Raw genomic sequence first — 22,145 nt, forward strand, 5'->3', positions numbered from 1 at the left:
GACAAGCGCCATGACCGCCATACCCACCACGCCACCGGCAGAAGGCTGCATCGACACCCAGGTGATCGGCCACGTGCTCTTGATCGGCATCAACCGGCCCGCCAAGCGCAACGGCTGGACGCCGCCGATGTTCCGGCAGCTGGCCGAGGCCTACACCCGGCTGGACGACGACCCCGAACTGCGCGTGGGCGTGCTGCATGCCTTCGGCGACCACTTCACGGCCGGGCTCGACCTGCCGGCGGTCACCGAGTACATGAAGCGCGGCGAGAAGGCGGTGCCGGCGGGCCTCGTCGAGCCGCATGATTTCGGCCTGCCCGGCTACCGCCGCCGCACCAAGCCGATGGTGGCGGCGGTGAAGGGCATCTGCTTCACGGTGGGCATCGAGCTGATGCTGGGCGCCGACATCGTGGTGGCGGCCGACAACTGCCGCTTCTCGCAGATGGAAGTGCAGCGCGGCATCATGGCCACGGGCGGCGCCACGCTGCGCATGGCCGAGCGCGCGGGCGTGGGCAACGCCATGCTGCACCTGCTGACGGCCGACGAGTTCGACAGCGCCGAAGCCTATCGCCTGAACTTCGTGCAGAAGGTGGTGCCGGCCGGGCAGGAGCTCGACGCGGCGCTGGCCATTGCGCAGCGCATCGCGGCGCAGGCCCCGCTGGCGGTGGTGGCCACGCGGCTCAACGTGATCAAGGCCGTCGAACAGGGACCGCTCGCAGCCGTGTCGGAATTCATCGAGACGCAAAAGCGCCTCTCGAACAGCGAGGACGCGGCCGAAGGCGTGCGCTCCTTTGTCGAGCGCCGGCCCGCGCGCTTCAGCGGCCGCTGAGACGACGACGATGATGACGATCCACTTCAAACGCACGGCGCTCGCCGCCGCCTTCGCACTGCTCGCCGTGAACACCACCACCTCCCTGGCCCAGGCGCCCGCCACCTCCCCTCCCGATCCCGCGGCCACCTCGGTCGAGGCGATGGGCTGGATGAAGGGCTTTCCGCCCCCGCCCGACAGGCTCATCACCTTCGACGATCCGGCGGGCGGCGTGTTTCCGCGCACGCGCTGGAGCTTCTCGCATGTGCGCGAAACCGTGCCCACGGCCAACGTGTGGCGCGGCAGCGGCGCGCCGAGTCCCCTGCCGGCGGCGCCGCGCAGCGATCTCGAGGCCGTGACCTTCAAGCCGCTGGGCAGCGAGGAGACGCTGAGCTTCGGCCAGATGATCCCGCGCACCTACACCGACGGCATCCTGGTGCTGCACCGCGGCCGCGTGGTCTACGAAAAGTACTTCGGCGCCCTCACGCCCGAGCGGCCGCACATTGCGATGTCGGTCACCAAGTCCTTTGTCGGCACGCTGGCGGCCATCCTCGCGGACGAGGGCAGGCTCGACCCGTCGGCGCCGGTCACGCGCTACCTGCCCGAGCTCAAGGACACGGCCTACGGCGACGCCACGGTGCGCCAGGTGATGGACATGACCATCGGCGTGCACTACTCGGAAAACTACGCCGACCCGAAGGCCGAGATCTGGGACTACGCGCGCGCCGGTGGCATGCTGGCGCAGGGCCCGAACTACACGGGCCCGAAGTCCTTCTACGAATTCCTCGCCACGCTGAAGAAGGAAGGCGCGCACGACGCCGCCTTCGCCTACAAGACGGTGAACGCCGAGGTGCTCGCCTGGATCCTGCGCCGCGCCAGCGGCCAGCCGCTCGCCGACCTGCTGAGCGAGAAGATCTGGCGCCGCATCGGTGCCGAGCAGGACGCCTACTTCATGGTCGACCGCATCGGCACCGAGTCGGGCGGCGGCGGCCTCAACACCGTGCTGCGCGACCTGGCGCGCTTCGGCGAGACCATGCGCAACGGCGGCCGCGCGCTCAACGGGCAGCAGGCCATTCCCAAGGCGGTGGTCGAGGACATCGCGCGCGGCGCCGACCCGGCCAAGTTCGCCAAGGCCGGCTACGCGCTGCTGCCGGGCTGGTCGTACCGCAACATGTGGTGGGTCACGCACAACCCGCACGGCGCCTACATGGCGCGCGGCATCCACGGCCAGAGCATCTATGTCGATCCGAAGGCGGAAATGGTGATCGTGCGCTATGCCGCGCACCCGGTGGCGGCCAGTGCGGGCAACGATCCGCTCACGCTGCCGGCCTTCCAGGCCGTGGCCGAGGCGCTGATGCGGCCCTGACCGAGGCCCTGGATGGGGTCAGCCCCGCGCCTGGGCGATCACCAGCAGGCCGTCCATGATCAGGCTCTCGACCAGTTCGAAATGCCCGTTCATCACGGGCGCCATCTTCCAGCCCGCGCCGCCGGTCATGTAGCAGGCCGGCTCGGCGCCGCAGTGCGAGCGCACGTGCTGCACCATGCGCTCGACTGCACCGGCAATGGCATAGGTACCCCCGCTGGTGAGCGCGTCGCTGGTGTTGGTGGGGAATTCGCGCACCTCTCCGGTCGGCACGTGCAGGCCCGCGGTGCCCGACTCCAGCGCGCGCAGCATGATGCCGTGGCCCGGCAGGATCAGCCCGCCCAGGAACTTGCCGCCGGCATCGATGGCCTCGACCGTCACGGCGGTGCCGATCATCACCACCACCATCGGCCGCGCCGACCCCGCGTCCAGCATCCGGTGGCGCGCGCCGATCATCGCCACCCAGCGGTCGGCGCCCAGCCGCGTGGGATGGTCGTAGCCATTGACGATGCCGGCCTCGGCCGCGCTCGACACCACCCAGCGCGGCGCGCAGTCGAAGCGCTCGACGATCTGCTCCTCGGCGCGGCGGCGCACCGCGTCGCCGGCCACCACGCAGCCGAGCATGGAGCCGGGCGCGGGCAGGTCGGCCCAGGGGCCGTCGGCCAGCCGCTCGATGTGGTCGAGGAACTCCGCCCCATGCGCCTGCAGCGCGGCCCCCGGATGCGCCGCATCGTAGAGCGCCCATTTGAGGCGGGTATTGCCGATGTCGATCGCGAGGAAGGGGGATGCCATGGGCGGGATTATTGCGACTTTGTTGTCGCGGATGCTGGCGCATCGTTGACACACGCGGCGCGGACCTACGCGGCCGTGCCCGGTTTCGCCGCTACATTCGCGATTCCCCTCAACCAAGGCGCAAGGAGAGAACCATGGGTTTGCTTAGTTTCATCAAGGAAGCCGGCGAGAAGCTGTTCGGCGGATCGTCGGCGCAGGCGGCCGAGCCGGACGCCAACGCCAAGGCCGCGGCCGCCATCAAGACCTACATCGAGACGCAGAATCTCGGCCTCACGGGCCTGGAAGTGACCTACACCGCGAGCAGCGGCGTGGTGACGCTGTCCGGCCAGGCGCCTTCGCAGGAAGCCAGCGAAAAAGCCGCGCTGGCCGCGGGCAACGTGGCGAACGTGACGAGCGTCGACAACAACCTGGTCGCACCGCCCGCCCCGCCGGCGCAGTACCACGACGTGGTGAAGGGCGACACGCTGTCGGCCATCTCCAAGAAGTACTACGGCGACGCCAACAAGTACAACGCGATCTTCGAGGCGAACAAGCCGATGCTGAGCCATCCGGACAAGATCTATCCGGGGCAGAAGCTGCGCATTCCGGCGCTGTGAGCTGATTCAACCGCCAACTGCTGCGGAAAGGCCCACTGGTTTCGGTGGGCTTTTTTATTGGGTGGTTTTTGTTTGGCGCTGTTGTTCAGGGCGGCGTGCACAGGCCACCGGGTACACCCCTCCGCGAATGTCCCCCGTCGGCGGGAGCGCGCCCTGAACAAAGCCCGAGCCCGAACCTAGTTCTGCTTCCAAGGCAGCCCGCGCTTGCGCCAGCCGCCGATCTGCCCGCGGTGGCCGCTCTCGTCCGGATTGCCCTCGAAACCTTCGAGGATGTTGTAGGCCTCCAGGCCCAGTTCGGTGGCGCGCCGGGCGGCGGCGATGGAGCGCACGCCGCTGCGGCACAGCAGCACCAGCTTCTTGTTGCCGTCTTCGCCCGCGGCGCGAATGCCGCCGTCGAAAGCCGGGTTGAGCGCCATGCCCGGCCACTGCTTCCAGGCCAGCGGCACGGCGCCGGGCACGTAGCCGACCCATTCGCGCTCGGCATCGGTGCGCACGTCGACCAGCACGGCCTCGCCACTCGCCATCCACTGCGCGGCCTGCTCGGGCGTCACGTCGCCGGCATAGCCTTTTTCACCAACGGGTTCGGTCATCTCTTTCTCGTCCTTCCAATCGATAGGGTTACTTCAAGGGCAGCGGTCTTCTTTCGTTGCCCGGCGCCCTCGCCGGATGACGGAATTTTTCACCAGTTCGTGAAAACCCTGTTTGTCGCGTTTTCCTGCGCGCCAAAGATGCGGCTTGGGCCTGCCACACGATAACGCCAAGAGGCGGGCAGGGTTTCCTTGTCATCAGAACTTGTACGGAGAGAGACAACATGACAGACAGCAAATCGCCCCGCCGCCGCAGCCTGCTCAAGGGCGCGGCCGTGGCCGCAGGCGCCATGTCGGCGCCGATGGTCAGCATGGCCCAGACCACCTCGCTGCGCTTCCAGAGCACCTGGCCAGCCAAGGACATCTTCCACGAATATGCGCAGGACTTCGCGAAGAAGGTCAATGACATGGCGGGCGGCCGCCTGAAGATCGAGGTGCTGCCCTCGGGCGCGGTGGTCCCGGCCTTTCAGCTGCTCGAGGCGGTGAACAAGGGCACGCTGGACGGCGGCCATGGCGTGGTCGCCTACCACTACGGCAAGAACTCGGCGCTCGCGCTGTGGGGTTCGGGGCCGGGCTTCGGCATGGACGCCAACACGGTGCTGGCCTGGCACAACTACGGCGGCGGCAAGGCGCTGCTCGACGAGATCTACAAGAGCCTGAACATGGAGGTGGTGTCGTACCTCTACGGCCCCATGCCCACGCAGCCGCTGGGCTGGTTCAAGAAGCCGGTGGCCAAGGTGGAGGACATGAAGGGCCTCAAGTTCCGCACCGTGGGGCTCGCGGTGGACATGTTCACCGAGATGGGCACGGCGGTGAACCCGCTGCCCGGCAGCGAGATCGTGCCCGCGCTGGACCGCGGGCTGATCGATGCGGCCGAGTTCAACAACGCGTCGAGTGACCGCGTGCTCGGCTTTCCCGACGTGGTGAAGAACTGCATGCTGCAAAGCTTCCACCAGTCGGGCGAGCAGTTCGAGGTGCTGTTCAACAAGGGCAAGTACAGCGCGCTGCCGCAGGAGCTGCGCTCCATCATCGACTACGCCGTGCAGGCCGCGAGCGCCGACATGAGCTGGAAGGCCGTGCAGCGCAACTCGCAGGACTATGCCGACATGAAGAAGGCCGGCATCAAGTTCTACAAGACGCCCGATGCGGTGCTGCGCGCACAGCTCGCGGCATGGGACAAGACCATCGAGAAGAAAGCCGCGGAGAACCCGTTGTTCAAGAAGGTGCTGGATTCGCAGCGCATCTTCGCCGAACGCGCGCTGCAATGGCAGAACGACTACGGGGTGGACTTCAAGATGGCCTACGCGCACTACTTCGGCAAGAAGAAGAGCTGACCCCTCGGTCTGCGCGCGCTTCGTGTCGCTTCGCCAACTCCCTGCCAGGGGACGACAGCACCTGTGGACCGGCAAGGCCGGCTCCACGGTGCTTCACGAACGGTCCCCGTCCATCTCGCCATGACCATCCAACGCTTTCTCCACGCCGTCGACCGGTTCAGCATGGTCGTGGGCAAGACCTTCTCGTGGCTCATCGTGGCGCTGATGCTGCTGGTGTGCGGCGAGGTCTTCAAGCGCTATGCGCTCAACGCGCCCACTGCCTGGATCTTCGATGCCAACAACATGCTCTACGGCACCCTGTTCATGATGGGCGGCGCCTACACGCTCTCGCAGGCCGGCCACGTGCGCGGCGACTTCCTCTACGGCAGCATGAAGCCGCGCACGCAGGCCGCGCTCGACCTCGTGCTGTTCATCCTCTTCTTCCTGCCCGGCGTGGTGGCGCTCACCTGGTCGGGCTGGACCTACTTCGGCGAATCGCTCGCCATGCGCGAGCAGACCTTCAATGCCGTCCCGATTCCGCTCTACCCCTTCAAGTTCGTGATTCCGGTGGCCGGCGCCGTGCTGCTGCTGCAGGGCATTGCGGAGATGGTGCGCTGCGCGCTGTGCCTGAAGACTGGCGCGTGGGCGCCGCGCCTGAAGGACGCGGAGGAAATGGACGTGGTCGGCGAACAGCTCGCCGGCAGCACCCTCGTCGACGAGGCCGACAAGCGCGAGGTGATCGACAAGGCCAAGGCCATCGAGCAGGCCGCGCAGCAGCGCAAGAGCGGCACGACGGGAGGCACCCAGTGAGCGAACCCGCACTCGGCCTCTCGATGCTCGGCCTGATCGTGGTCGTGATCATGCTGGGCTTTCCCACGGCGTTCACGCTGATGGGCCTGGGCATGTTCTTCGGCTTCATCGCCTTCTACGATCCCGCCGCGCACTGGCTGGACAACAGGATCTTCGACCTGATGGTGCAGCGCGCCTTCGGTGCCATGACCAACGAGACGCTGCTGTCGATCCCGCTGTTCGTGCTGATGGGCTACGTGATGGAGCGCGGCGCGCTGGTCGACAAGATGTTCCACAGCGTGCAGCTGGCCTTCCGCCGCGTGCCGGGATCGCTCGCGGTGACCACGCTGATCGTCTGCACCTTCTGGGGCATCGCGAGCGGCCTGGTCGGCGCGGTGGTGGTGCTGATGGGCGTGATCGCGATGCGGCCGATGCTCAACGCCGGCTACGACACGCGGCTGGCGGCCGGCGTCATCACGGCGGGCGGCACGCTCGGCATCCTGATTCCGCCCTCGGTGATGATCATCGTGTACGCGGCCGTGGCCGGGCAGTCGGTGGTCAAGCTCTATGCGGCGGCGATGTTCCCGGGCTTCTTCCTCGCCTTTCTCTACCTGGTCTACGTGATCGGCTGGGCCATGCTGCAGCCGAAGGTCGCGCCCAAGCTGCCGGCCGACCAGCAGCGCGCCCCCGTCTCGCCCTGGGTTGCGCACATCGCGGCCAGCTATTCGCCGCGCATGCTGCCCGCGCTCGCGGCGGCCGTGGTGTCGCCGGCGCGCGCGCTGCGCGGCGCGGCCGAGGGCGTGCGCATCACCTGGTGGATGTTGCTGCGCGGCCTGCTGAGCGCGCTGGTGCCGCTGGCGCTCGCGGCCGCGACTCTGGGGTCGGTCTGGTGGTACGTGGCGATCTACTCGCAGGCGGACAACAGCAGCAGCGGCAAGGCGCCGGTGGCGCAGCAGCAGCAGGCGCCGCCCGAAGCTTCGTCGTCCGGAACCGGGCTGGCCGAACCGCCGACGTCCGATGCACCGAAGGAGCCCACGGCGGAAGACGGCCTGCAGGAGCCGCCGGGCGGCGTCGAGGAGCCCCCCGGCAGCGAGGCCCCGGCGCCCGCGGCGGCCGAGAGCGGCCTGCAGCAGCTGGGCGAAGCGGTCGATGCGCCGAAGACCGCCGCCGTGCCCGAGGCCTTCTACACCGGCTTCCTGCTGGCCAGCCTCTTCACGCTCGCGCTGCTGGCCTGGTACTACTGGCGCATGGACGCGGAGCAGTTCGAGATCCTGCGCATGCTGGTGTCGTCGGTGATGCCGCTGGCCACGCTCACGCTGGTGGTGCTGGGCGTGATCCTGTTCGGCATCACGACCGCCACCGAGTCGGCCGCGGTGGGCGCGGCCGGCGCCTTCCTGATGGCTTGGCAGGCCGGCACGCTGAACTTCAAGAAGACCAAGGAGGCCGTGTTCCTCACGCTCAAGACCACCTCGATGGTGTGCTGGCTGTTCGTGGGCTCGGCGCTGTTCTCGGCGGTGTTCGCGCTGCTGGGCGGCCAGCGCATCGTCGAGGAATGGGTGCTGGGCATGAACTTGAGCCCGCTGCAGTTCCTGCTGCTGTCGCAGGCGATCATCTTCATCCTGGGCTGGCCGCTCGAATGGACCGAGATCATCGTGATCTTCGTGCCCATCTTCCTGCCGCTGCTCGCGCACTTCCAGATCGACCCGCTGCTGTTCGGCGTGCTGGTGTTCGTGAACCTGCAGGCGGCGTTCCTGTCGCCGCCGGTGGCGATGTCGGCCTTCTACCTGAAGGGCGTGTCGCCGCCGCACGTGACGCTCAACCAGATCTTCGCGGGGATGATGCCCTACATGCTGATCGTGATCCTGTGCATGGTGTTCATGTACATCTGGCCGGGGCTGACGCTGTGGCTGCCGCAGTACCTGTATGGATGAAGCGCCGCTGGCAGCACTGTGAGCGGAACCGGCCGGCGAAGGCCGGCGCTCAGCGCCGCCGCTCCACGTACGGCCGCGCCTGCAGCAGCACGATGCGCTCGCCCACGGTGGCCCATTCGATGTCCTGGTCGACGCCGTTGAACGCACGCTTCACCGCCGCCCCCACGGTGGCCAGCCGCACCACCAGATCGTCGGTCAGCACGTGGCGGCCGGCCTCCACCGGTACTTCCTTCACGCCGCCGTCCTTGTCCAGCTGCAGCGCGGTTTCTTCGGCCGAGCGGCTCAGCACCTGGATCGCCTTGGACCAGCTCGAGTACATCACCTGCTCGGCCACGCGCCGCCCCTCCACCACGCGGATGCCGATGCCGCGCTTGGCCGAGATGTAGGTGACGTGCGGGTGGCCGGCGTCGAAGGGGTCGCGCGTGATCATCACGCCGGCGCTGGTGGCATCAATGGCCGTCTGCACGAACACGCCCATCAGCACCGACTCGGCGCCGAAGCCCGCGGCGCTGCGCGCCTCCCAGGCCTCGGGGTTGAACACCGAGGCCCAGACCTTCTTCACCGCGAGTTCGAGCGCGTCGCCGGTCTTGACGTTGGGCACTGTGGTGTAGAGCCCCGCGCCGCTGAAGCCCGGCAGGTCTTCCGAGTTGGACGAGCTGCGCACGAACACGCCGCCACCGCCGAGCTGCGCCTGCCATGCGGCGCGCCACGCCGCCGCATCGGCCGCATCGACGGGCCACTGCGCGATCTCGCCCTGCAACTGCGCCAGCGCCTTCTGCCGGACCTGCGGATCGCCCGCGAAGCCGGGCTGCTGCTGCATGCGCGCGATGCGCTCGGCCAGGCCGTTCGCGTGCATGAAGCGGTCGTAGTGCGCAAAGGGAATGCAGAAGCCGTCGGGCACGGTCGTGCCTGGAATGCGCGCGGCCAGCACGGCGCCGAGATTGGCGGCCTTGGCGCCGCACTGCGCGCTGTTGCGGGCGCGCAATGACGCGAGCGGCAGCAGGCGGGTTTCACGCAGGTCCGGCTTCGCGGCCTTGCCGCTGCCTGGCAGTGCGCCGGTGGCCGCCGCACGTGCTGCGCGCGGCGGCAGCGCGGCAATTTCTTCCGCCGTGAGGCGGCGCACCTGGTAGCCCGAGGCCGCCACCTTGAGCGCCACCCACTGCCCTGCGTGCTCGCGCAGCACGGCCGCGGCATCGCGCACATAGGCGTTGGGAATGCCCCAGCCCTTGGCGAGCAGGTTGACGTGCGAGAGCGCCGTGGACGGCCGCTCGGTCAGCACGCCGGCCACGGGCGGCAGGCCGATCGGCACCTGGCGCAGCACGGCGATGTCGCCCGGCAGCAGCGCGTTCAATGCATTCGCGCCGGAAGCCTCGTCCACGATGCGCACGCGCCCCGTGGCCGTGCCCAGGTTCATCGGCATGTAGGGCTGCTCGCGGATCAGCGCCTCCTGGCTGACGAAGTCGACGCCCGCCTCGTTCGCGATGCGTTCGTGCAGCGTGGAATTGGTCTTGAACTTCACGGGCGCGAAGAAGCCGGCCTTCACCTGTGCATCGGCCTCGCGCAGCAGCGCGGGAGTGAGCCGGTCGCCTTCCCAGAACTCGTAGGTGAAGCTGCCGATGTTCTGCTGCCAGCTCAGCGTGCCGAACAGGAAGCGGCGGTCCGGCACGAGGTAGTTGCGGTCGATCTCGCGCTTGCCCGCGCGCGGCGCGAGCCCGGTCTCGCGCACGAAGCGCACATGCAGCTGGTAGCGCGGCGTGTCGATGTAGTAGGTGCGCACGGGCCGGGCCCGGCGGTCGACGGCGAACAGCACGTGGGCCAGCTGCATCGGCGTGCCGGCGTCGTAGACGCGGGCCAGCGTGTCGAAGTCGCCGCGGCTGCGCAGCGCCGGCAGCGAGGCGGGCGCAGCCGGCCGCGCGGGAAGCTGTGCGCCTTCCGGGGCGGACTTGTTGCTGTTCTGCTGCTGGTAGTAGGAAGGCTTGCGCGCGAGCTGCGCGTGCGCGGGCGCGGCGGCCATGGCCATGGCGGCGCACGCGAGCGCCGCGGTCCATTGCGCCGCGCTATGGTTTGGGTAGCGCAATTCGCCCGGTGCACAGGCGTTCTTGTTGTTTTTCATGCCGAGTCCTCGATTACAAGCGGTTGCCGAATGTGCGCGCGCTTCACCAAGCAGGGGACATGCGCTGACAGCGGCAGCGGATTCTCGCGCGTTACATATCCACCGCTTTCATCCGCCCCCGGGAACCGGAGACAAACCATGAACCGCCCCGCCTTTCTCGATCTTCACCGGCCATGGCACCGATGGCTGCTCGGCCTCGTGCTGCTGTGCCTCGGTGCGGCCGCCAGCGCGCAGCAGGACCCGCCGGGACGCGTGGCGCGCCTGAACCTGAAGCAGGGCACCGTGAGCTTCGCGCCCGCCGGCGAAGACAGCTGGTACGACGCGCAGCCCAACCGCCCCCTCACCACCGGCGACCGGCTCTGGACCGACCGCAATGCGCGCGCCGAAGTCCACATCGGCTCTGCGGCGCTGCGCATGGACGGGCAGACGCACATCGAATTCTCCGAACTCGACGACGACACCGTGCGCCTCACCGCGAGCCAGGGCAACCTGCAGCTGCGCGTGCGCGACGAGCTGGCGGGCCAGCGTGTCGAGGTGGACACCGGCAACCTCGCGGTCGTGATCGATGCGCCCGGCGAATACCGCGTGGCGGCCGACCCCGCTGCCGGCACCACCTGGATCGCAGTGGCTTCGGGCCGCGTCACGCTGCACGGCGAGAACGGCGAATCGCAATCGCTGGGTGCGCGGCAGCAGCTCACCGTGTCGGGCCGCAACCTGGCCGCGGTGGGCGGCGCGCCGGCGCAAAGCGGCAGCTTCGATGCCTGGGTGGCCGAGCGCAACCGCATCGAGGACCAGTCGATCTCCGCACGCTATGTGTCGCGCGAAGTCGTCGGCTACCAGCAGCTCGACGCCTACGGCGACTGGCAGAGCGACCCGACCTACGGCGATGTCTGGTTCCCGCGCAGCGTGGATGCCGACTGGGCGCCCTACCGCGACGGCCAGTGGGTCAACATCGCACCCTGGGGCCTGACCTGGGTCGACGCTGCGCCCTGGGGCTTTGCGCCCTTCCACTATGGCCGCTGGGCGCGCCTGGGACCGCGCTGGGCCTGGGTGCCGGGGCGGCCGGCCGCACGGCCCGTGTACTCGCCCGCGCTGGTGGGCTTCGTGGGCGGCAGCGGCGCCAATGCCGCCTTGCAGATCGGCAACGGCCGCAGCGGCGTGGGCTGGTTCCCGCTGGCCCCCGGCGAGGCATGGCGGCCCGGCTATGACGCGAGCCAGCGCTACCTCGACCAGGTGAACCGCATGGCGGCCTACCGCAACCGCCAGGCCGAGCTGCGCAACGGCTTCTATGCCAACCAGCAGATGGCGGGCGCCGTGACCGTGCTGCCGGCCGACCGCTTCGGCCGCGGCCCCTTCGGCCGGCGCGACCTGGTGCGGCTGCCGGACGACCGCTTCGCGCGGGTGCCGGTGGCGCCGGCGCCGGGCGTCCCGATGCAAGGCTTCGGCGGCGGCTTCGGCCGGCCGGCCGCTGCGCTGCCGCCGACGCAGCTGATGGCGCGCGAACAGCAGGAACTGCGCTACGAGCAGGCACGGCGAACCCGGCAGATGCAGCAGGCGCAGCAGGTGCAGGCGATGCAGCAACAACAGCAGCAGCAGCAAATGGAATGGCAGCGCCAGCAGGGCTTGCGCCAGCAGCAGGATTGGCAGCAGCGCGGCGCGCATGACCAGTGGCAACAGCAGCGGCAGCAGCAGCAGCAGCAGCAGCAGTTGCAGGTCCAGCAACAGCAGCAACAGGCGCTGCGGCAGCAGCAGGAGGCGCAGCAGCGCGCCCAGGCGCAAGCCCTGCAGCAGCAACAACAAATGCAGCAGATGCAGCAGCAACAGCGCGCGGCGCAGCAGCAGGCATTGGCCCAGCAACAGATGCTGCGCCAGCAGCAGGAGATGCAGCAACGCGCCGTGCAGGCGCAACAGCAGGCCCAGCAGAACGCGATGCGCCAGGCGCAGGAAGCGCAGGTGCGCGCCCTCCAGCAGCAGCGCGGCTTCGCGCCTGCACCGCCTTCACCGCAGCAGCAGCCGCAGCTTCAGCCAGGCCAGCGCGGCGGCGACGACCGGCGCAGGTTGATGACCTCTCCGGACCAGCGCTGAACCTCCAGGGCTTGCACGGCGCCATCGCTCCGCGCAAGTCCCGCCGCAAGCGGCGCCCTCGGCCGGCGGCTACAGTCGCCGCCAAGGAGCGTCTTTTCATGCCCACATTCGACTTCGATCTTTTCGTCATCGGCGGCGGCAGCGGCGGCGTGCGCGCCGCGCGCATGGCGGCCCAGCAGGGGGTGCGCGTGGGCCTGGCCGAGGCGGCCGACCTTGGCGGCACCTGCGTCAACGTGGGCTGCATTCCGAAGAAGCTCTACAGCTACGCGGCCGGCTATGCCGAATCCTTCGAGGAAGCCGCGGGCTACGGCTGGCAGCTGCCGCAGGCGCCGCAGTTCGACTGGGCGCATCTCAAGGCGCAGCGCGCGAAGGAAATCAAGCGGCTCAACGGCGTCTATGCCTCGCTGCTGAAGAATTCCGGCGTGGTGCTGGTCACCGGCTGGGCGCAGCTGCTCGACGGCCACACGGTCGAGGTCGACGGCAAGCGCCACACCGCGCGCCATCTGCTGGTGGCCACCGGCGGCACGCCCTACGTGCCCGACTTTCCGGGCCGCGAGCACATCGCCAGTTCCGATGCGATGTTCGACCTCGACCCGTTCCCCAAGCGCCTGCTGGTGGTGGGCGGCGGCTACATCGCCTGCGAGTTCGCATCGATCTTCAACGGCCTGGGCGCCCAGGTGACGCAGCTGCACCGCCGCGCGCACCTGCTCACCGGCTTCGACGACGACGTGCGGCAGTTCCTGGCCAACGAGATGGGCAAGGCGGGCGTCGACGTGCGGCTGAACTGCGAGGCCACCTCGATCACGCGCGGGGCGCACGGGCTCACGGTCACGCTCGCGCGCGGCCAGCAGATCGAAGCCGACACGGTGCTCTTTGCAACCGGCCGCGTGCCCAACACCCAGGGTCTCGGCCTGGACGCGGCGGGCGTGAAGCTCGACGAGCGCGGCGCCATCGCGGTCGATGCGCACTACCGCAGCTCGGTGCCGTCGATCCATGCGGTGGGCGACGTGTCCACGCGCGTGCAGCTCACGCCGGTGGCGCTGGCCGAGGCGATGGTGGTGGTCGACGAACTCTTCGGCAAGGGCCGGCGCCGGCTCGACTACGAGTTCATTCCGACGGCCGTGTTCACGCACCCCAACATCGGCACCTGCGGCTACACCGAGCTCGACGCGCGCGCGAAGTTCGGCGACGTGGCGGTGTTCTCGAGCGAATTCAAGTCGCTGCGCCACACGCTGTCGGGCCGCACCGAGCGCACCTTCATGAAGCTGGTGGTCGACAAGGCCAGCGACCGCGTGGTCGGCCTGCACATGGTGGGCGCCGATGCGGGCGAGGTGGTGCAGGGCTTTGCCGTGGCGATGCGCGCGGGCGCGACCAAGGCGCTGTTCGACAGCACCATCGGCATCCACCCGACGGCGGCCGAAGAGTTCGTGACGATGCGCGAACCCATGCCAGGCTAGCGCTGCTTGCCCTCGAGCAGCTTCACCATCACGAACAGCACGCGGTTGGCGGGCGTGGGCACGCCGAGCGCCTCGCCGCGGCGCACGACGAAGCCGTTGAGGTGGTCGATCTCGCTGGGCTTGCCGCGTGCGAGGTCCTGCGCGGTCGATGAATACTGCGAGGGCATCGATTGCGCGATGCCGCGGATGGCCGCATCGGTATCGCCCGGAATCTCGACGCCCTCGGCCCTGGCCACGGCCAGGCATTCTGCGACCACGTCGCGGATCACCTCGGCCACGCCAACGCCCTTCACGAGCTCGCCGTAGGGCAGCTGCGACACGGCCGACAGCGCGTTGTAGGCGCAGTTCAGCACCAGCTTGGCCCAGAGCGAGCCGCGCACGTTGCCGGAAATCTGCGTGGGCACGCCGGCGGCCACCAGCTGCTGCGCCACTTGCTCGCTGTGGCGCGACGGCGCGATCACCAGCTCGCCGCGGCCGTGGTGCTTCACGTGGCCGGGGCCGGCCATCTCGGTGGCGACATAGACCACGGCGGCGGCCACCTCGCTGGACGGCAGCGCCGCGCGCACGCGCTCGTCGTTGTCGACGCCGTTCTGCAGCGTGAGCACCAGCGCATCGCGCGACAGATGCGGCCCGATCTGCGCCGCGGCCGCTTCGGTGTCGGTGGACTTCACGCAGAAGAGCACAAGCTGGGCGCCCTGCACCGCGCTGGGCTCGGTGCTTGCGCCGAGCGGCACGTGCTCGTCGAAGGTCTTCGTCTCCAGCCGCAGCCCGTGGGCGCGCACGGCCTCCACGTGCGAAGGCCGGCCGATCAGCACCACCTCGTGGCCCGCGCGCGCCAGCATGGCGCCGTAGTAGCAGCCGACTGCGCCGGCGCCCATGACTGCGACTTTCATCGATTCGATTCCTTGGTTGTCTGCAGGAGGCTTCGAGGTTAGCCGTTCGGCCGCCGCGCCGCAGCGGGCGGGCATGCCGGCGCCGCATTGGCATTGCACAATGCCGTCATGCCCTACATGCCCACTTTCGTCGCTCCCGCCCGCTTCAACGACGCCGCCGCCGCACTCGAACAGGTCAAGTCCATCTACCAGGGGGGCCTCGCGCACCTGCGCGAATCGATGCTGCGCTTCGTGGCCGGGGAGGCGCTGCCGGGCCGGGTGCGGGCCTGCTACCCGTTCGTGCGGGTGCACACGCACACCGTCTCGCGCCACACGCCGCCGGCCAATGCGGGGCTGAGCTATGGCTTCGTCGCCGGGCCGGGCCGCTACGAGACCACGCTGACGCGGCCCGACCTGTTCTCGCGCTACTACCTCGACCAGTTCCGCCTGCTGCTGGAGAACCATCAGGTCGAGATCGAGGTGGGCACCAGCACGCAGCCGATTCCCATCCACTTTTCCTTTGCCGAGAACGACCACATCGAAGGCACGATGAGCGAGGAGCGCCGCGCGCTGATGCGCGACGTGTTCGACCTGCCCGACCTGGGCGTGATGGACGACGGCATTGCCAACGGCACCTACGAGGCGCTGGCGGGCGAGGCGCAGCCGCTGTCGCTCTTCACGGCGGCGCGCGTGGACTATTCGCTGCACCGGCTGCGGCACTACACCGGCACCGCGCCCGAGTGGTTCCAGAATTTCGTGCTGTTCACCAACTACCAGTTCTACATCGACGAGTTCGTGCGGCTGGGCCACGAGGCCATGGCCGACGAGAAGAGCGAGTACGTGGCCTTCATCGAGCCCGGCAACGTGGTCACGCGCCGGCGCGGGCTGGCCGCGGGCGCCAGCACCAACTACGGCGGCCTGCTCGACGGCAGCCAGGGCACGGCGCCGCCGCGCCTGCCGCAGATGCCGGCCTACCACCTGGTGCGCGAGGACTGCAGCGGCATCAGCATGGTGAACATCGGCGTCGGCCCGGCCAATGCCAAGACCATCACCGACCACATCGCCGTGCTGCGCCCGCATGCCTGGATGATGCTGGGCCACTGCGCGGGCCTGCGCAACGCGCAGCAGCTCGGCGACTACGTGCTGGCGCATGCCTATGTGCGCGAGGACCACGTGCTCGACGAGGAACTCCCGCTGTGGGTGCCGATTCCGGCGCTGTCGGAAATCCAGCTTGCGCTGGAAAAAGCCGTGGCCGACGTCACGCGCTACACGGGCCCGGACCTCAAGAAGATCATGCGCACCGGCACGGTGGCGAGCACCGACAACCGCAACTGGGAACTGCTGCCGGGCAACCAGCCGCAGCGCCGCTTCAGCCAGAGCCGGGCCGTGGCGCTCGACATGGAAAGCGCCACCATCGCGGCCAACGGCTTCCGCTTTCGCGTGCCCTACGGCACTTTGTTGTGCGTGAGCGACAAACCGCTGCACGGCGAGATCAAGCTGCCGGGCATGGCCAACCACTTCTACCGCGAGCGCGTGGAGCAGCACCTGCGCATCGGCATGCGGGCCATCGACATCCTGCGCGAGCAGGGTTCGACCCGGCTGCACAGCCGCAAGCTGCGCAGCTTCGCGGAGGTCGCCTTCCAGTAGCCGCCGGGCTTACCTAGGGTTTTTACCTACTTTCGAAAGTAGGTGGGCGACGCATTTCGCGGACATCATCCGGCAACCTTTCTCACAACCGGAAACAAAATGTCTCGTTCGTCGCCCGGGAAGTTTTCTCGCCGCAACTTCAATGCATGGATGGCGGGCGCGGCCGCCGCTGCCGGGGCCGGGCCTGCGCTGCTGTGGCCTCGCCTGGCCGGCGCGGCCGAGCCGCAGCTCGTTTCGAAGCTGCGCATCGTGATTCCGGCCAACGAAGGCGGCGGCTGGGACCAGACCGGCCGCGCGCTCGGCGCGGCGCTGCTGGCCTCGGGCGCGGCGGGCGATGTGGTCTACGAGAACATCGGCGGCAAGGGCGGCACCATCGGCCTGGCAAAGTACGTCGAGAAATACGATGCCGACCCCGACACCCTGCTGATGAGCGGCATGGTCATGGTCGGCGCGGTGGCGCTGCAGAAGCCGGCCGTCACCATGGCGCAGGTGGCGCCGGTCGCGCGCCTCACCAGCGACTACGAGGTGGTGGCCGTGAAGGCCGATTCGCCGATCAAGACGCCCAAGGACCTGATCGCCCAGCTGCGCACCGATGCGGCCAAGGCCGTCATCGCGGGTGGCTCGGCCGGCGGCGTGGACCACATGTACGCCGGCATGCTGGCCCGCGTGGCCGGCAACACCGCGGGCCTGGTCTACCAGCCCTACCCGGGCGGCGCGCAGGTGGTGGAAGCACTTGCCACCGGCAAGGCGGTGGCGGGCATCTCGGGCTTCAGCGAGTTCAGCGCGGGTCTTTCCAACGGCACGCTGCGCGCGATCGGCGTGTCGTCGAAGCGGCCGTTCCTGGGCATTCCGTCGGTGCGCGAGCAGGGCGTGGACGCCGACCTGGCCAACTGGCGCGGCGTGCTCACCGGCAAGAAGGTGACGGCGGAGCGCCGGGCCGTGCTGCTCGAGGCGGTGCACCGCGCCACCAACGCCGATGTCTGGCAGAAGACCATCAAGCGCAACAACTGGGATGCGTACTGGATGGCGGGCAAGGATTTCGAGAGCTTCCTCGAGCTGGACCTGGCGATGGCCGGTCCGATGATCTACCTGCTCAAGCTGAAGGCCTGAGCGCGCGCTTCAGGCAAAGAGCTCGGGCATCTCGCGCTGCGCCTTGGGCGTGAGCGCAAGCGCGCGGCCGTCGAGCTCCTGGCGCACCCAGCCGCGGCGCAGCGACAGCTGGAGCCAGGCCGCGCCGAGCGCGCCGCCCAGGTGCGGGCGGCGCTCGCTCCAGTCGAGGCAGGCGCAGGCAAAGCGCCGGCGCGAGCGGCGCACCGCATCCACCTCCACGCCCAGGCTCTCCAGCGCGATGGCGCCTTCGAGCGTGAGCTCGTACGAGCCGCTCTGCAGGCCGCTGAGCCAGCCTTGCGCGTGCAGCCGGTCGTGCAGCGCGACGCCGGCGGCGCCGGCCATGTGGTCGTAGCAGGTGCGCGCGGCGCGCAGGCGGCTCGGCGTGCTGGGCTTGAACTGCGCGGTGCGCGGCGCGCCGGCCACCACCATCAGGCTTTCGAGCGCGGCCGCCACGTTGTCGCCCGCCAGCCGGAAGTAGCGGTGCTTGCCCTGCACGAGCAGCTCGACCAGCCGCTCTTCCTTGAGGCGCGCGAGGTGCGCGCTGGCGGTGGAGGCGGCCACCTCGGCCACGGTAGCCAGCTCGGTCGCGGTGCGCGCATGGCCGTCCATCAGGCAGCTCAGCATGCGGGCGCGCGCGGGCTCGGCGATGGCACCGGCCAGGCGGGCCAGCTGCACGTCGGCATTGGAGGAAGAAGAAGAGCTCGTGTCCATGCGCCGATCCTAAGACGCCGCCGCATCCCACACTTCGTTCGCGGCCGAAGTGTGGCGGCGGCGGCAATTGCACACTGCGCGGCATGAACACAAGCCCCACGCCCTCCGCCTTCGACGGCATGCCGCTCGACCCCGTCGCGGCCGTCACGCATGCCGATCCCTATCCCTACTACGCCGAACTGCGCGCGGGGCCGCCGCTCGCGTGGAACGAGGCGCTGCGCCTGTGGGTCGCGAGCCGCGCGGAGGTGATCGAATCGCTGCTGCTCGCGCACGGCGGCGCGCTGCGCGTGCGGCCGGCGGCCGAGCCGGTGCCGCGCGCCATTGCGGGCAGCGCGGCAGGCGAGGTGTTCGGCCACCTCGTGCGCATGAACGACGGCACGGCGCACCAGGCCCATCGGCCCGCGCTGCAGCGTGCGCTGGCGGGGCTGGACCTGGGCGCAGTGCGCACCGCGGCCTTGCGGGTCGCCCGCGATGTGCCGGTGCAGCCTGTGTCGGACGCGCTGTTTTCCATGCCGGTGCGGACCGTCGCGCACCTGCTGGGCTTTGCCGATGAGGCGCTGCCGCAGGTGGACCGGTGGATGCGCGATTTTGTCGCCTGCCTGTCGCCGCTGTCCACGGCAGAGCAGCTGCAGGATGCGAGCGCGGCCGCGGGCGCACTCATGACGCGCTTCGAGGCGCTGGCCGCAGGCGCAACGCCACGCGATGGAACACTGCTCGCGGCCGCGCTCGCCGAGAGCCAGGCCAGCGCGCCGCTCTCGCGCGCGCTGCTCGCGAACCTCGTCGGCCTGCTCTCGCAGACCTGCGACGCAACGGCCGGCCTGCTGGGCAACAGCCTGATCGCGGTGATGCGCGAACCGTCGCTGCAAGAGGCCGCGCAGACCCAGGTCGGGCTGCTGGCGATCGTGGAAGAAACGGCGCGGCACGACCCCTCGGTGCACAACACGCGGCGCTTCGTGGCCGAGCCCGTCACCATCGCGGGCACGCCGCTGGCGGCGGGCGATGCGGTGTTGCTGGTGCTGGCCGCGGCCAACCGCGATCCCGCGCTCAACCCGGAGCCCGAGCGCTTCAGCCTCGTGCGCGCGCGGCGCCGCATGCTGGGCTTCGGCCACGGCATGCACGCCTGCCCGGGCCAGGCGCTGGCCTGCACGCTGGCCGCCGCGGGTCTGGAGGCCGTGCTGCATCGCACGCCCGATCTCGCGGCGCTGCGCGCGCGCGGCTGGCACTACCGGCCCTCGGTCGCCGCGCGCATTCCCGTCTTTCATTGATGACGGGAGCGCGAAGGCCGTTCAGGCGCGCGCGGCAGCCCAGCGCCCGGTGCCTTCGAGGTGCGGCGACAGCGCCGCGTCGCCCCAGCGCAGCGGCAGGGCGGCGGGCCGGCGCAGTGCGTGCTCCACATGCAGCCGCAGCAGCCGCTCGGCGCCTTCGAACTCGGCGATCTCGGGGCCGTCCAGCACCAGCTCGGCGGTGGCCGCCACATGCAGCAGATCGCCGTTGTCATAGTCGATGAACAGCAGCCCCGCGCGCGGATGGGCCACCAGGTTGCCCAGCGTGTTGAAGAAGCGGTTGCCGTTGAAGTCGGGCACCGTGAGCACGCCGCCCGCGTCGACGCGAACAAAGCCGGGCCGCCCGCCGCGATGCGACACGTCGACACCGTGCGAGCGCGCATCGGCCGCGTCGCCGCTGGCCGCATCGCCTGGGTACGCGGTGGCGATGAACAGCGTGTCGGCGCTGCCGATGAGGCGCTGCGCATCGAGGTCGAGCGCATCGAGCCGCTGCACGGGCGCGCGGCCGCCGCGCGCGGCCACCAGTTCCGGTTCGCGCGCCTGGATGTAGCGCGGGCAGTTGCCGAAGCTCTGCTGCACCGCGACCATGAAGCCGCCCGCATCGAGCGACTCGACCGTGCCGTTCATGCGGTTGCGCCGCCGCGTGTGCGGCTCGATGCCCAGCAGGCCGAGCGTGGCCCCCTGCACGAGCTGCCCCGCCAGCGGATCGCCGGCCGCCGGCAGCGCATCGACGCGCAGGTGCGTGGCATCGGGCGAATGCGCGAAGCCGGCGGGCGCCGCGAGCACGCTGGCCCAGGGCTGCAGATTGGCGTCGAGGCTGCCGACCACGAGGAAGGGCAGCTGCGCGAAGAATTCGCGGTGCTGGTCGGGCATGTAGTCGCGGATCACGCGCGGGCCCATGGTCTCCATGCGGTCGCGCCAGCCCGTCTGTACCTGCAGCGCGCGCTCGCCGGCGTGAAAGGGTGCGGCGATCATGATTCAGCCGCCGCAAGGCCGACCGGCGTGCGCACCATCGGCACGAAGCCGGGCAGCGCCTCCACGCGCGCGAGCCAGGCGCGCACCTGCGGGTAGGCGTCGAGCGACACGCGGCCTTCCGGTGCATGCGCGACATAGGCGTAGTTCGCGATGTCGGCCAGCGTGGCCGCGGGCCCGGCCAGGAAGGGCTGCTGCCCCAGGTGAATCTCCATCACCGCGAGCAGCGCATGCGAACGCGTGACCGTCTCGGCGGGATCGGCGGCCAGGCCGAACAGCGCCATGACGCGCGCGGCGGCCGGCCCGTAGGCCAGCGGCCCCGCGGCCACCGAGAACCAGCGCTGCACGCGCGCCGCGCCCACCGGGTCGCGCGGCATCCAGCGCGCCGGATCGGGCGAATAGCGCTCGTTGAGGTAGACCAGGATCGCGTTGGAATCGGCCAGCGTGGTTTCGCCGTCCTCGATCACCGGCACCTGCCCGAAAGGGTTGCGCGCCAGGAACTCGGGCGTGCGGTGGGCGCGCTGCTTCAGGTCGAGTTCGATCACTTCGAAAGGCAGGCCGAGCATCGAGAGGAACAGCCGCACCCGGTGCACGTGGCCCGAGATGGCGCTGCCGTAGAGCTTGATGGGTTGTGCGGGCGGGGAGGCGATGGCGTTCATGGTGGTTCTCTGCAATGTGGAGTGGGCGTGATCCGGATTCTTCTCTCTTGCGCTGAATGAAGGAATAGCCGTTATTGCATTTGACTGCTGCGTAAATCGGCTTAATCCGGTTTATTCCGGTTTAATGGCGCCATGGATCGTTTCAAGGCCATGCAGACCTTCGTGCAGATTGCCGACCAGGGCAGCCTGACCCGCGCCGCCGAGGCGCTCGGCAGTTCGCTGCCCGCGGTGGTGCGCGCGCTCGCCGCGCTGGAGGCCCACCTGGGCGTGCGCCTGTTCCACCGCACCACGCGCCGCCTCTCGCTCACCGAGGAGGGCCGCCATTACCTGCCGAGCGCGCGCGAGGTGCTGCTGGCCGCGGACGCCGCCGACCTCGCGCTCAAGGCCGAGGCGCGCGAGCCCGCGGGCCAGCTCACCATCACCGCGCCGGTGCTGTTCGGCCACATGTACGTGGCGCCCGCCATCACGCGCTTCATGCAGCGCCACGACAAGGTGCGCTGCACCGTGCTGCTGCACGACCGCACGGTGAACCTGCTGGAGGAAGGCATCGACGTGGGCATCCGCATCAGCCCGCTCGCGGATTCGTCGCTCGTGGCGCAGACGCTCGGCACCATCCGGCGCGTGGTGGCGGTGAGCTCCGAGTACCTCGCGCGCCACGGCATGCCGCGCCATCCGCGCGAGCTCCATGGCGCGCCCTGCGTGCGCGGCCGCGTCGACGCGCCGCCGCAGTGGGTGTTCCACGAACGCGGCAGGACCGTGAGCGTGACGCCGAGCTGCCGCCTCGAGTTCAACCACCTCGCGCCGGCCATCGAAGCCTGCGCCGCGGGCATGGGCTTCGGCACCTTCTTCTCCTACCAGGTGCTGCCGCATGTGGCGCAGGGCCGGTTGAAGCTGGTGCTCGAAGACTTCGAGCCGCCGCCGCGGCCGGTGAGCGTGATCTACCCGAACGCGCGGCTGCTGCCGGCCCGCACGCGCGCCTTCATCGACTGGATGAAGACCGAGTTCAGCGGCCTGCGCATGTAGGGCGGCGGCGGCAGCAGTGGCTCCGAACTCGCGCGGC

Annotated in this window: 19 protein-coding genes; 12 read left to right on the forward strand and 7 right to left on the reverse strand. The window is 69.7% G+C overall.

The window, feature by feature from the left end:
• Nucleotides 1–10: 10 nt before the first annotated feature.
• A complete protein-coding gene (locus AC1DSC_RS29315; protein WP_436288179.1) occupies nucleotides 11–826 on the forward strand; it encodes a crotonase/enoyl-CoA hydratase family protein in 816 nt (271 codons plus the stop codon).
• A gap of 10 nt (nucleotides 827–836) precedes the next feature.
• Complete coding sequence (locus AC1DSC_RS29320) at nucleotides 837–2,171, forward strand: serine hydrolase domain-containing protein (RefSeq protein WP_436288180.1); 1,335 nt, start codon at nucleotides 837–839, stop codon at nucleotides 2,169–2,171.
• Between the two features lie 18 nt (nucleotides 2,172–2,189).
• Here AC1DSC_RS29320 and AC1DSC_RS29325 read toward each other — a convergent pair whose 3' ends face one another.
• On the reverse strand, nucleotides 2,190–2,960 hold the full coding sequence (locus tag AC1DSC_RS29325; RefSeq protein ID WP_436288181.1) for a type III pantothenate kinase: 771 nt from the start codon (nucleotides 2,958–2,960) through the stop codon (nucleotides 2,190–2,192).
• A 134-nt stretch (nucleotides 2,961–3,094) separates the two neighbouring features.
• Here AC1DSC_RS29325 and lysM point away from each other — a divergent pair, with 134 nt between their 5' ends.
• Nucleotides 3,095–3,556: a peptidoglycan-binding protein LysM gene (lysM, locus tag AC1DSC_RS29330; RefSeq protein WP_278874158.1), complete on the forward strand. Its 462-nt coding sequence runs from the start codon at nucleotides 3,095–3,097 to the stop codon at nucleotides 3,554–3,556.
• Between the two features lie 176 nt (nucleotides 3,557–3,732).
• Here the strand turns inward: lysM and AC1DSC_RS29335 are convergent, their stop codons facing one another.
• The gene (locus AC1DSC_RS29335) at nucleotides 3,733–4,146 is read right to left on the reverse strand and encodes a rhodanese-like domain-containing protein (protein ID WP_062364223.1); all 414 of its coding nucleotides are present in this window, start codon (nucleotides 4,144–4,146) and stop codon (nucleotides 3,733–3,735) included.
• Between the two features lie 221 nt (nucleotides 4,147–4,367).
• Here AC1DSC_RS29335 and AC1DSC_RS29340 point away from each other — a divergent pair, with 221 nt between their 5' ends.
• The 3 genes from AC1DSC_RS29340 (at nucleotide 4,368) to AC1DSC_RS29350 (ending at nucleotide 8,176) form a co-directional block, all read left to right on the forward strand.
• A complete protein-coding gene (locus AC1DSC_RS29340) occupies nucleotides 4,368–5,477 on the forward strand; it encodes a TRAP transporter substrate-binding protein (protein WP_015867700.1) in 1,110 nt (369 codons plus the stop codon).
• 120 nt (nucleotides 5,478–5,597) lie between these two features.
• Nucleotides 5,598–6,266, forward strand: coding sequence for a TRAP transporter small permease subunit (locus AC1DSC_RS29345; protein ID WP_015867701.1), 669 nt, complete (start codon nucleotides 5,598–5,600; stop codon nucleotides 6,264–6,266).
• Nucleotides 6,263–8,176 (forward strand): TRAP transporter large permease, encoded by a 1,914-nt coding sequence (locus AC1DSC_RS29350; RefSeq protein ID WP_369663702.1) that lies wholly within the window; start codon nucleotides 6,263–6,265, stop codon nucleotides 8,174–8,176. The genes AC1DSC_RS29345 and AC1DSC_RS29350 overlap by 4 nt, the downstream gene beginning before the upstream one ends.
• Nucleotides 8,177–8,225: 49 nt before the next feature.
• Here the strand turns inward: AC1DSC_RS29350 and AC1DSC_RS29355 are convergent, their stop codons facing one another.
• Complete coding sequence (locus AC1DSC_RS29355; protein WP_369663703.1) at nucleotides 8,226–10,289, reverse strand: PEP/pyruvate-binding domain-containing protein; 2,064 nt, start codon at nucleotides 10,287–10,289, stop codon at nucleotides 8,226–8,228.
• Between the two features lie 138 nt (nucleotides 10,290–10,427).
• On the opposite strand from AC1DSC_RS29355, the gene AC1DSC_RS29360 reads away from it, so the two are divergent.
• Nucleotides 10,428–12,374 (forward strand): DUF6600 domain-containing protein, encoded by a 1,947-nt coding sequence (locus AC1DSC_RS29360; RefSeq protein ID WP_436288182.1) that lies wholly within the window; start codon nucleotides 10,428–10,430, stop codon nucleotides 12,372–12,374.
• Nucleotides 12,375–12,472: 98 nt separating this feature from the next.
• Nucleotides 12,473–13,831, forward strand: a complete 1,359-nt coding sequence (gorA, locus tag AC1DSC_RS29365) for a glutathione-disulfide reductase (RefSeq protein ID WP_369663705.1) — start codon at nucleotides 12,473–12,475, stop codon at nucleotides 13,829–13,831.
• Here gorA and AC1DSC_RS29370 read toward each other — a convergent pair.
• Nucleotides 13,828–14,724, reverse strand: coding sequence for a ketopantoate reductase family protein (locus tag AC1DSC_RS29370; protein WP_062364211.1), 897 nt, complete (start codon nucleotides 14,722–14,724; stop codon nucleotides 13,828–13,830). The two genes, gorA and AC1DSC_RS29370, sit on opposite strands and share 4 nt — an antisense overlap.
• Nucleotides 14,725–14,832: 108 nt before the next feature.
• Between AC1DSC_RS29370 and AC1DSC_RS29375 the strand changes: the two genes are divergently transcribed.
• Both AC1DSC_RS29375 and AC1DSC_RS29380 read left to right on the forward strand, forming a co-directional pair.
• Nucleotides 14,833–16,350, forward strand: coding sequence for an AMP nucleosidase (locus AC1DSC_RS29375; protein ID WP_015867707.1), 1,518 nt, complete (start codon nucleotides 14,833–14,835; stop codon nucleotides 16,348–16,350).
• 150 nt (nucleotides 16,351–16,500) lie between these two features.
• Nucleotides 16,501–17,460, forward strand: coding sequence for a Bug family tripartite tricarboxylate transporter substrate binding protein (locus AC1DSC_RS29380; RefSeq protein WP_018905106.1), 960 nt, complete (start codon nucleotides 16,501–16,503; stop codon nucleotides 17,458–17,460).
• A 9-nt stretch (nucleotides 17,461–17,469) separates the two neighbouring features.
• Here the strand turns inward: AC1DSC_RS29380 and AC1DSC_RS29385 are convergent, their stop codons facing one another.
• A complete protein-coding gene (locus AC1DSC_RS29385) occupies nucleotides 17,470–18,171 on the reverse strand; it encodes an ArsR/SmtB family transcription factor (RefSeq protein WP_436288183.1) in 702 nt (233 codons plus the stop codon).
• Nucleotides 18,172–18,254: 83 nt separating this feature from the next.
• Between AC1DSC_RS29385 and AC1DSC_RS29390 the strand changes: the two genes are divergently transcribed.
• The gene (locus tag AC1DSC_RS29390; protein ID WP_307595054.1) at nucleotides 18,255–19,436 is read left to right on the forward strand and encodes a cytochrome P450; all 1,182 of its coding nucleotides are present in this window, start codon (nucleotides 18,255–18,257) and stop codon (nucleotides 19,434–19,436) included.
• A gap of 21 nt (nucleotides 19,437–19,457) precedes the next feature.
• On the opposite strand, the gene AC1DSC_RS29395 is transcribed toward AC1DSC_RS29390, so the two are convergent.
• Together AC1DSC_RS29395 and AC1DSC_RS29400 are read right to left on the reverse strand one after the other, a co-directional pair.
• Nucleotides 19,458–20,429, reverse strand: a complete 972-nt coding sequence (locus tag AC1DSC_RS29395; protein WP_307595056.1) for a pyridoxamine 5'-phosphate oxidase family protein — start codon at nucleotides 20,427–20,429, stop codon at nucleotides 19,458–19,460.
• Entirely contained in the window at nucleotides 20,426–21,085 is a 660-nt protein-coding gene (locus tag AC1DSC_RS29400) for a glutathione S-transferase family protein (protein WP_018905110.1), read from the reverse strand. Before AC1DSC_RS29400 ends, AC1DSC_RS29395 begins: the two co-directional genes overlap by 4 nt.
• 132 nt (nucleotides 21,086–21,217) lie before the next feature.
• On the opposite strand from AC1DSC_RS29400, the gene AC1DSC_RS29405 reads away from it, so the two are divergent.
• Nucleotides 21,218–22,108, forward strand: a complete 891-nt coding sequence (locus AC1DSC_RS29405; protein WP_436288184.1) for a LysR family transcriptional regulator — start codon at nucleotides 21,218–21,220, stop codon at nucleotides 22,106–22,108.
• Nucleotides 22,109–22,145 lie beyond the last annotated feature (37 nt).

This window comes from Variovorax sp. 01N425, from assembly GCF_056399465.1.

Bases quoted from the DNA above. Each gene is read 5' to 3' on its own strand.
- AC1DSC_RS29320 (WP_436288180.1), top strand. From the start codon at position 837: ATGATGACGATCCACTTCAAACGCACGGCGCTCGCCGCCGCCTTCGCA.
- AC1DSC_RS29360 (WP_436288182.1), top strand. From the start codon at position 10,428: ATGAACCGCCCCGCCTTTCTCGATCTTCACCGGCCATGGCACCGATGG.
- AC1DSC_RS29390 (WP_307595054.1), top strand. From the start codon at position 18,255: ATGAACACAAGCCCCACGCCCTCCGCCTTCGACGGCATGCCGCTCGAC.
- lysM (WP_278874158.1), top strand. From the start codon at position 3,095: ATGGGTTTGCTTAGTTTCATCAAGGAAGCCGGCGAGAAGCTGTTCGGC.
- AC1DSC_RS29355 (WP_369663703.1), bottom strand. From the start codon at position 10,289: ATGAAAAACAACAAGAACGCCTGTGCACCGGGCGAATTGCGCTACCCA.
- AC1DSC_RS29370 (WP_062364211.1), bottom strand. From the start codon at position 14,724: ATGAAAGTCGCAGTCATGGGCGCCGGCGCAGTCGGCTGCTACTACGGC.
- AC1DSC_RS29400 (WP_018905110.1), bottom strand. From the start codon at position 21,085: ATGAACGCCATCGCCTCCCCGCCCGCACAACCCATCAAGCTCTACGGC.
- AC1DSC_RS29325 (WP_436288181.1), bottom strand. From the start codon at position 2,960: ATGGCATCCCCCTTCCTCGCGATCGACATCGGCAATACCCGCCTCAAA.
- AC1DSC_RS29340 (WP_015867700.1), top strand. From the start codon at position 4,368: ATGACAGACAGCAAATCGCCCCGCCGCCGCAGCCTGCTCAAGGGCGCG.
- gorA (WP_369663705.1), top strand. From the start codon at position 12,473: ATGCCCACATTCGACTTCGATCTTTTCGTCATCGGCGGCGGCAGCGGC.
- AC1DSC_RS29405 (WP_436288184.1), top strand. From the start codon at position 21,218: ATGGATCGTTTCAAGGCCATGCAGACCTTCGTGCAGATTGCCGACCAG.
- AC1DSC_RS29335 (WP_062364223.1), bottom strand. From the start codon at position 4,146: ATGACCGAACCCGTTGGTGAAAAAGGCTATGCCGGCGACGTGACGCCC.
- AC1DSC_RS29385 (WP_436288183.1), bottom strand. From the start codon at position 18,171: ATGGACACGAGCTCTTCTTCTTCCTCCAATGCCGACGTGCAGCTGGCC.
- AC1DSC_RS29345 (WP_015867701.1), top strand. From the start codon at position 5,598: ATGACCATCCAACGCTTTCTCCACGCCGTCGACCGGTTCAGCATGGTC.
- AC1DSC_RS29380 (WP_018905106.1), top strand. From the start codon at position 16,501: ATGGCGGGCGCGGCCGCCGCTGCCGGGGCCGGGCCTGCGCTGCTGTGG.
- AC1DSC_RS29395 (WP_307595056.1), bottom strand. From the start codon at position 20,429: ATGATCGCCGCACCCTTTCACGCCGGCGAGCGCGCGCTGCAGGTACAG.
- AC1DSC_RS29375 (WP_015867707.1), top strand. From the start codon at position 14,833: ATGCCCTACATGCCCACTTTCGTCGCTCCCGCCCGCTTCAACGACGCC.
- AC1DSC_RS29315 (WP_436288179.1), top strand. From the start codon at position 11: ATGACCGCCATACCCACCACGCCACCGGCAGAAGGCTGCATCGACACC.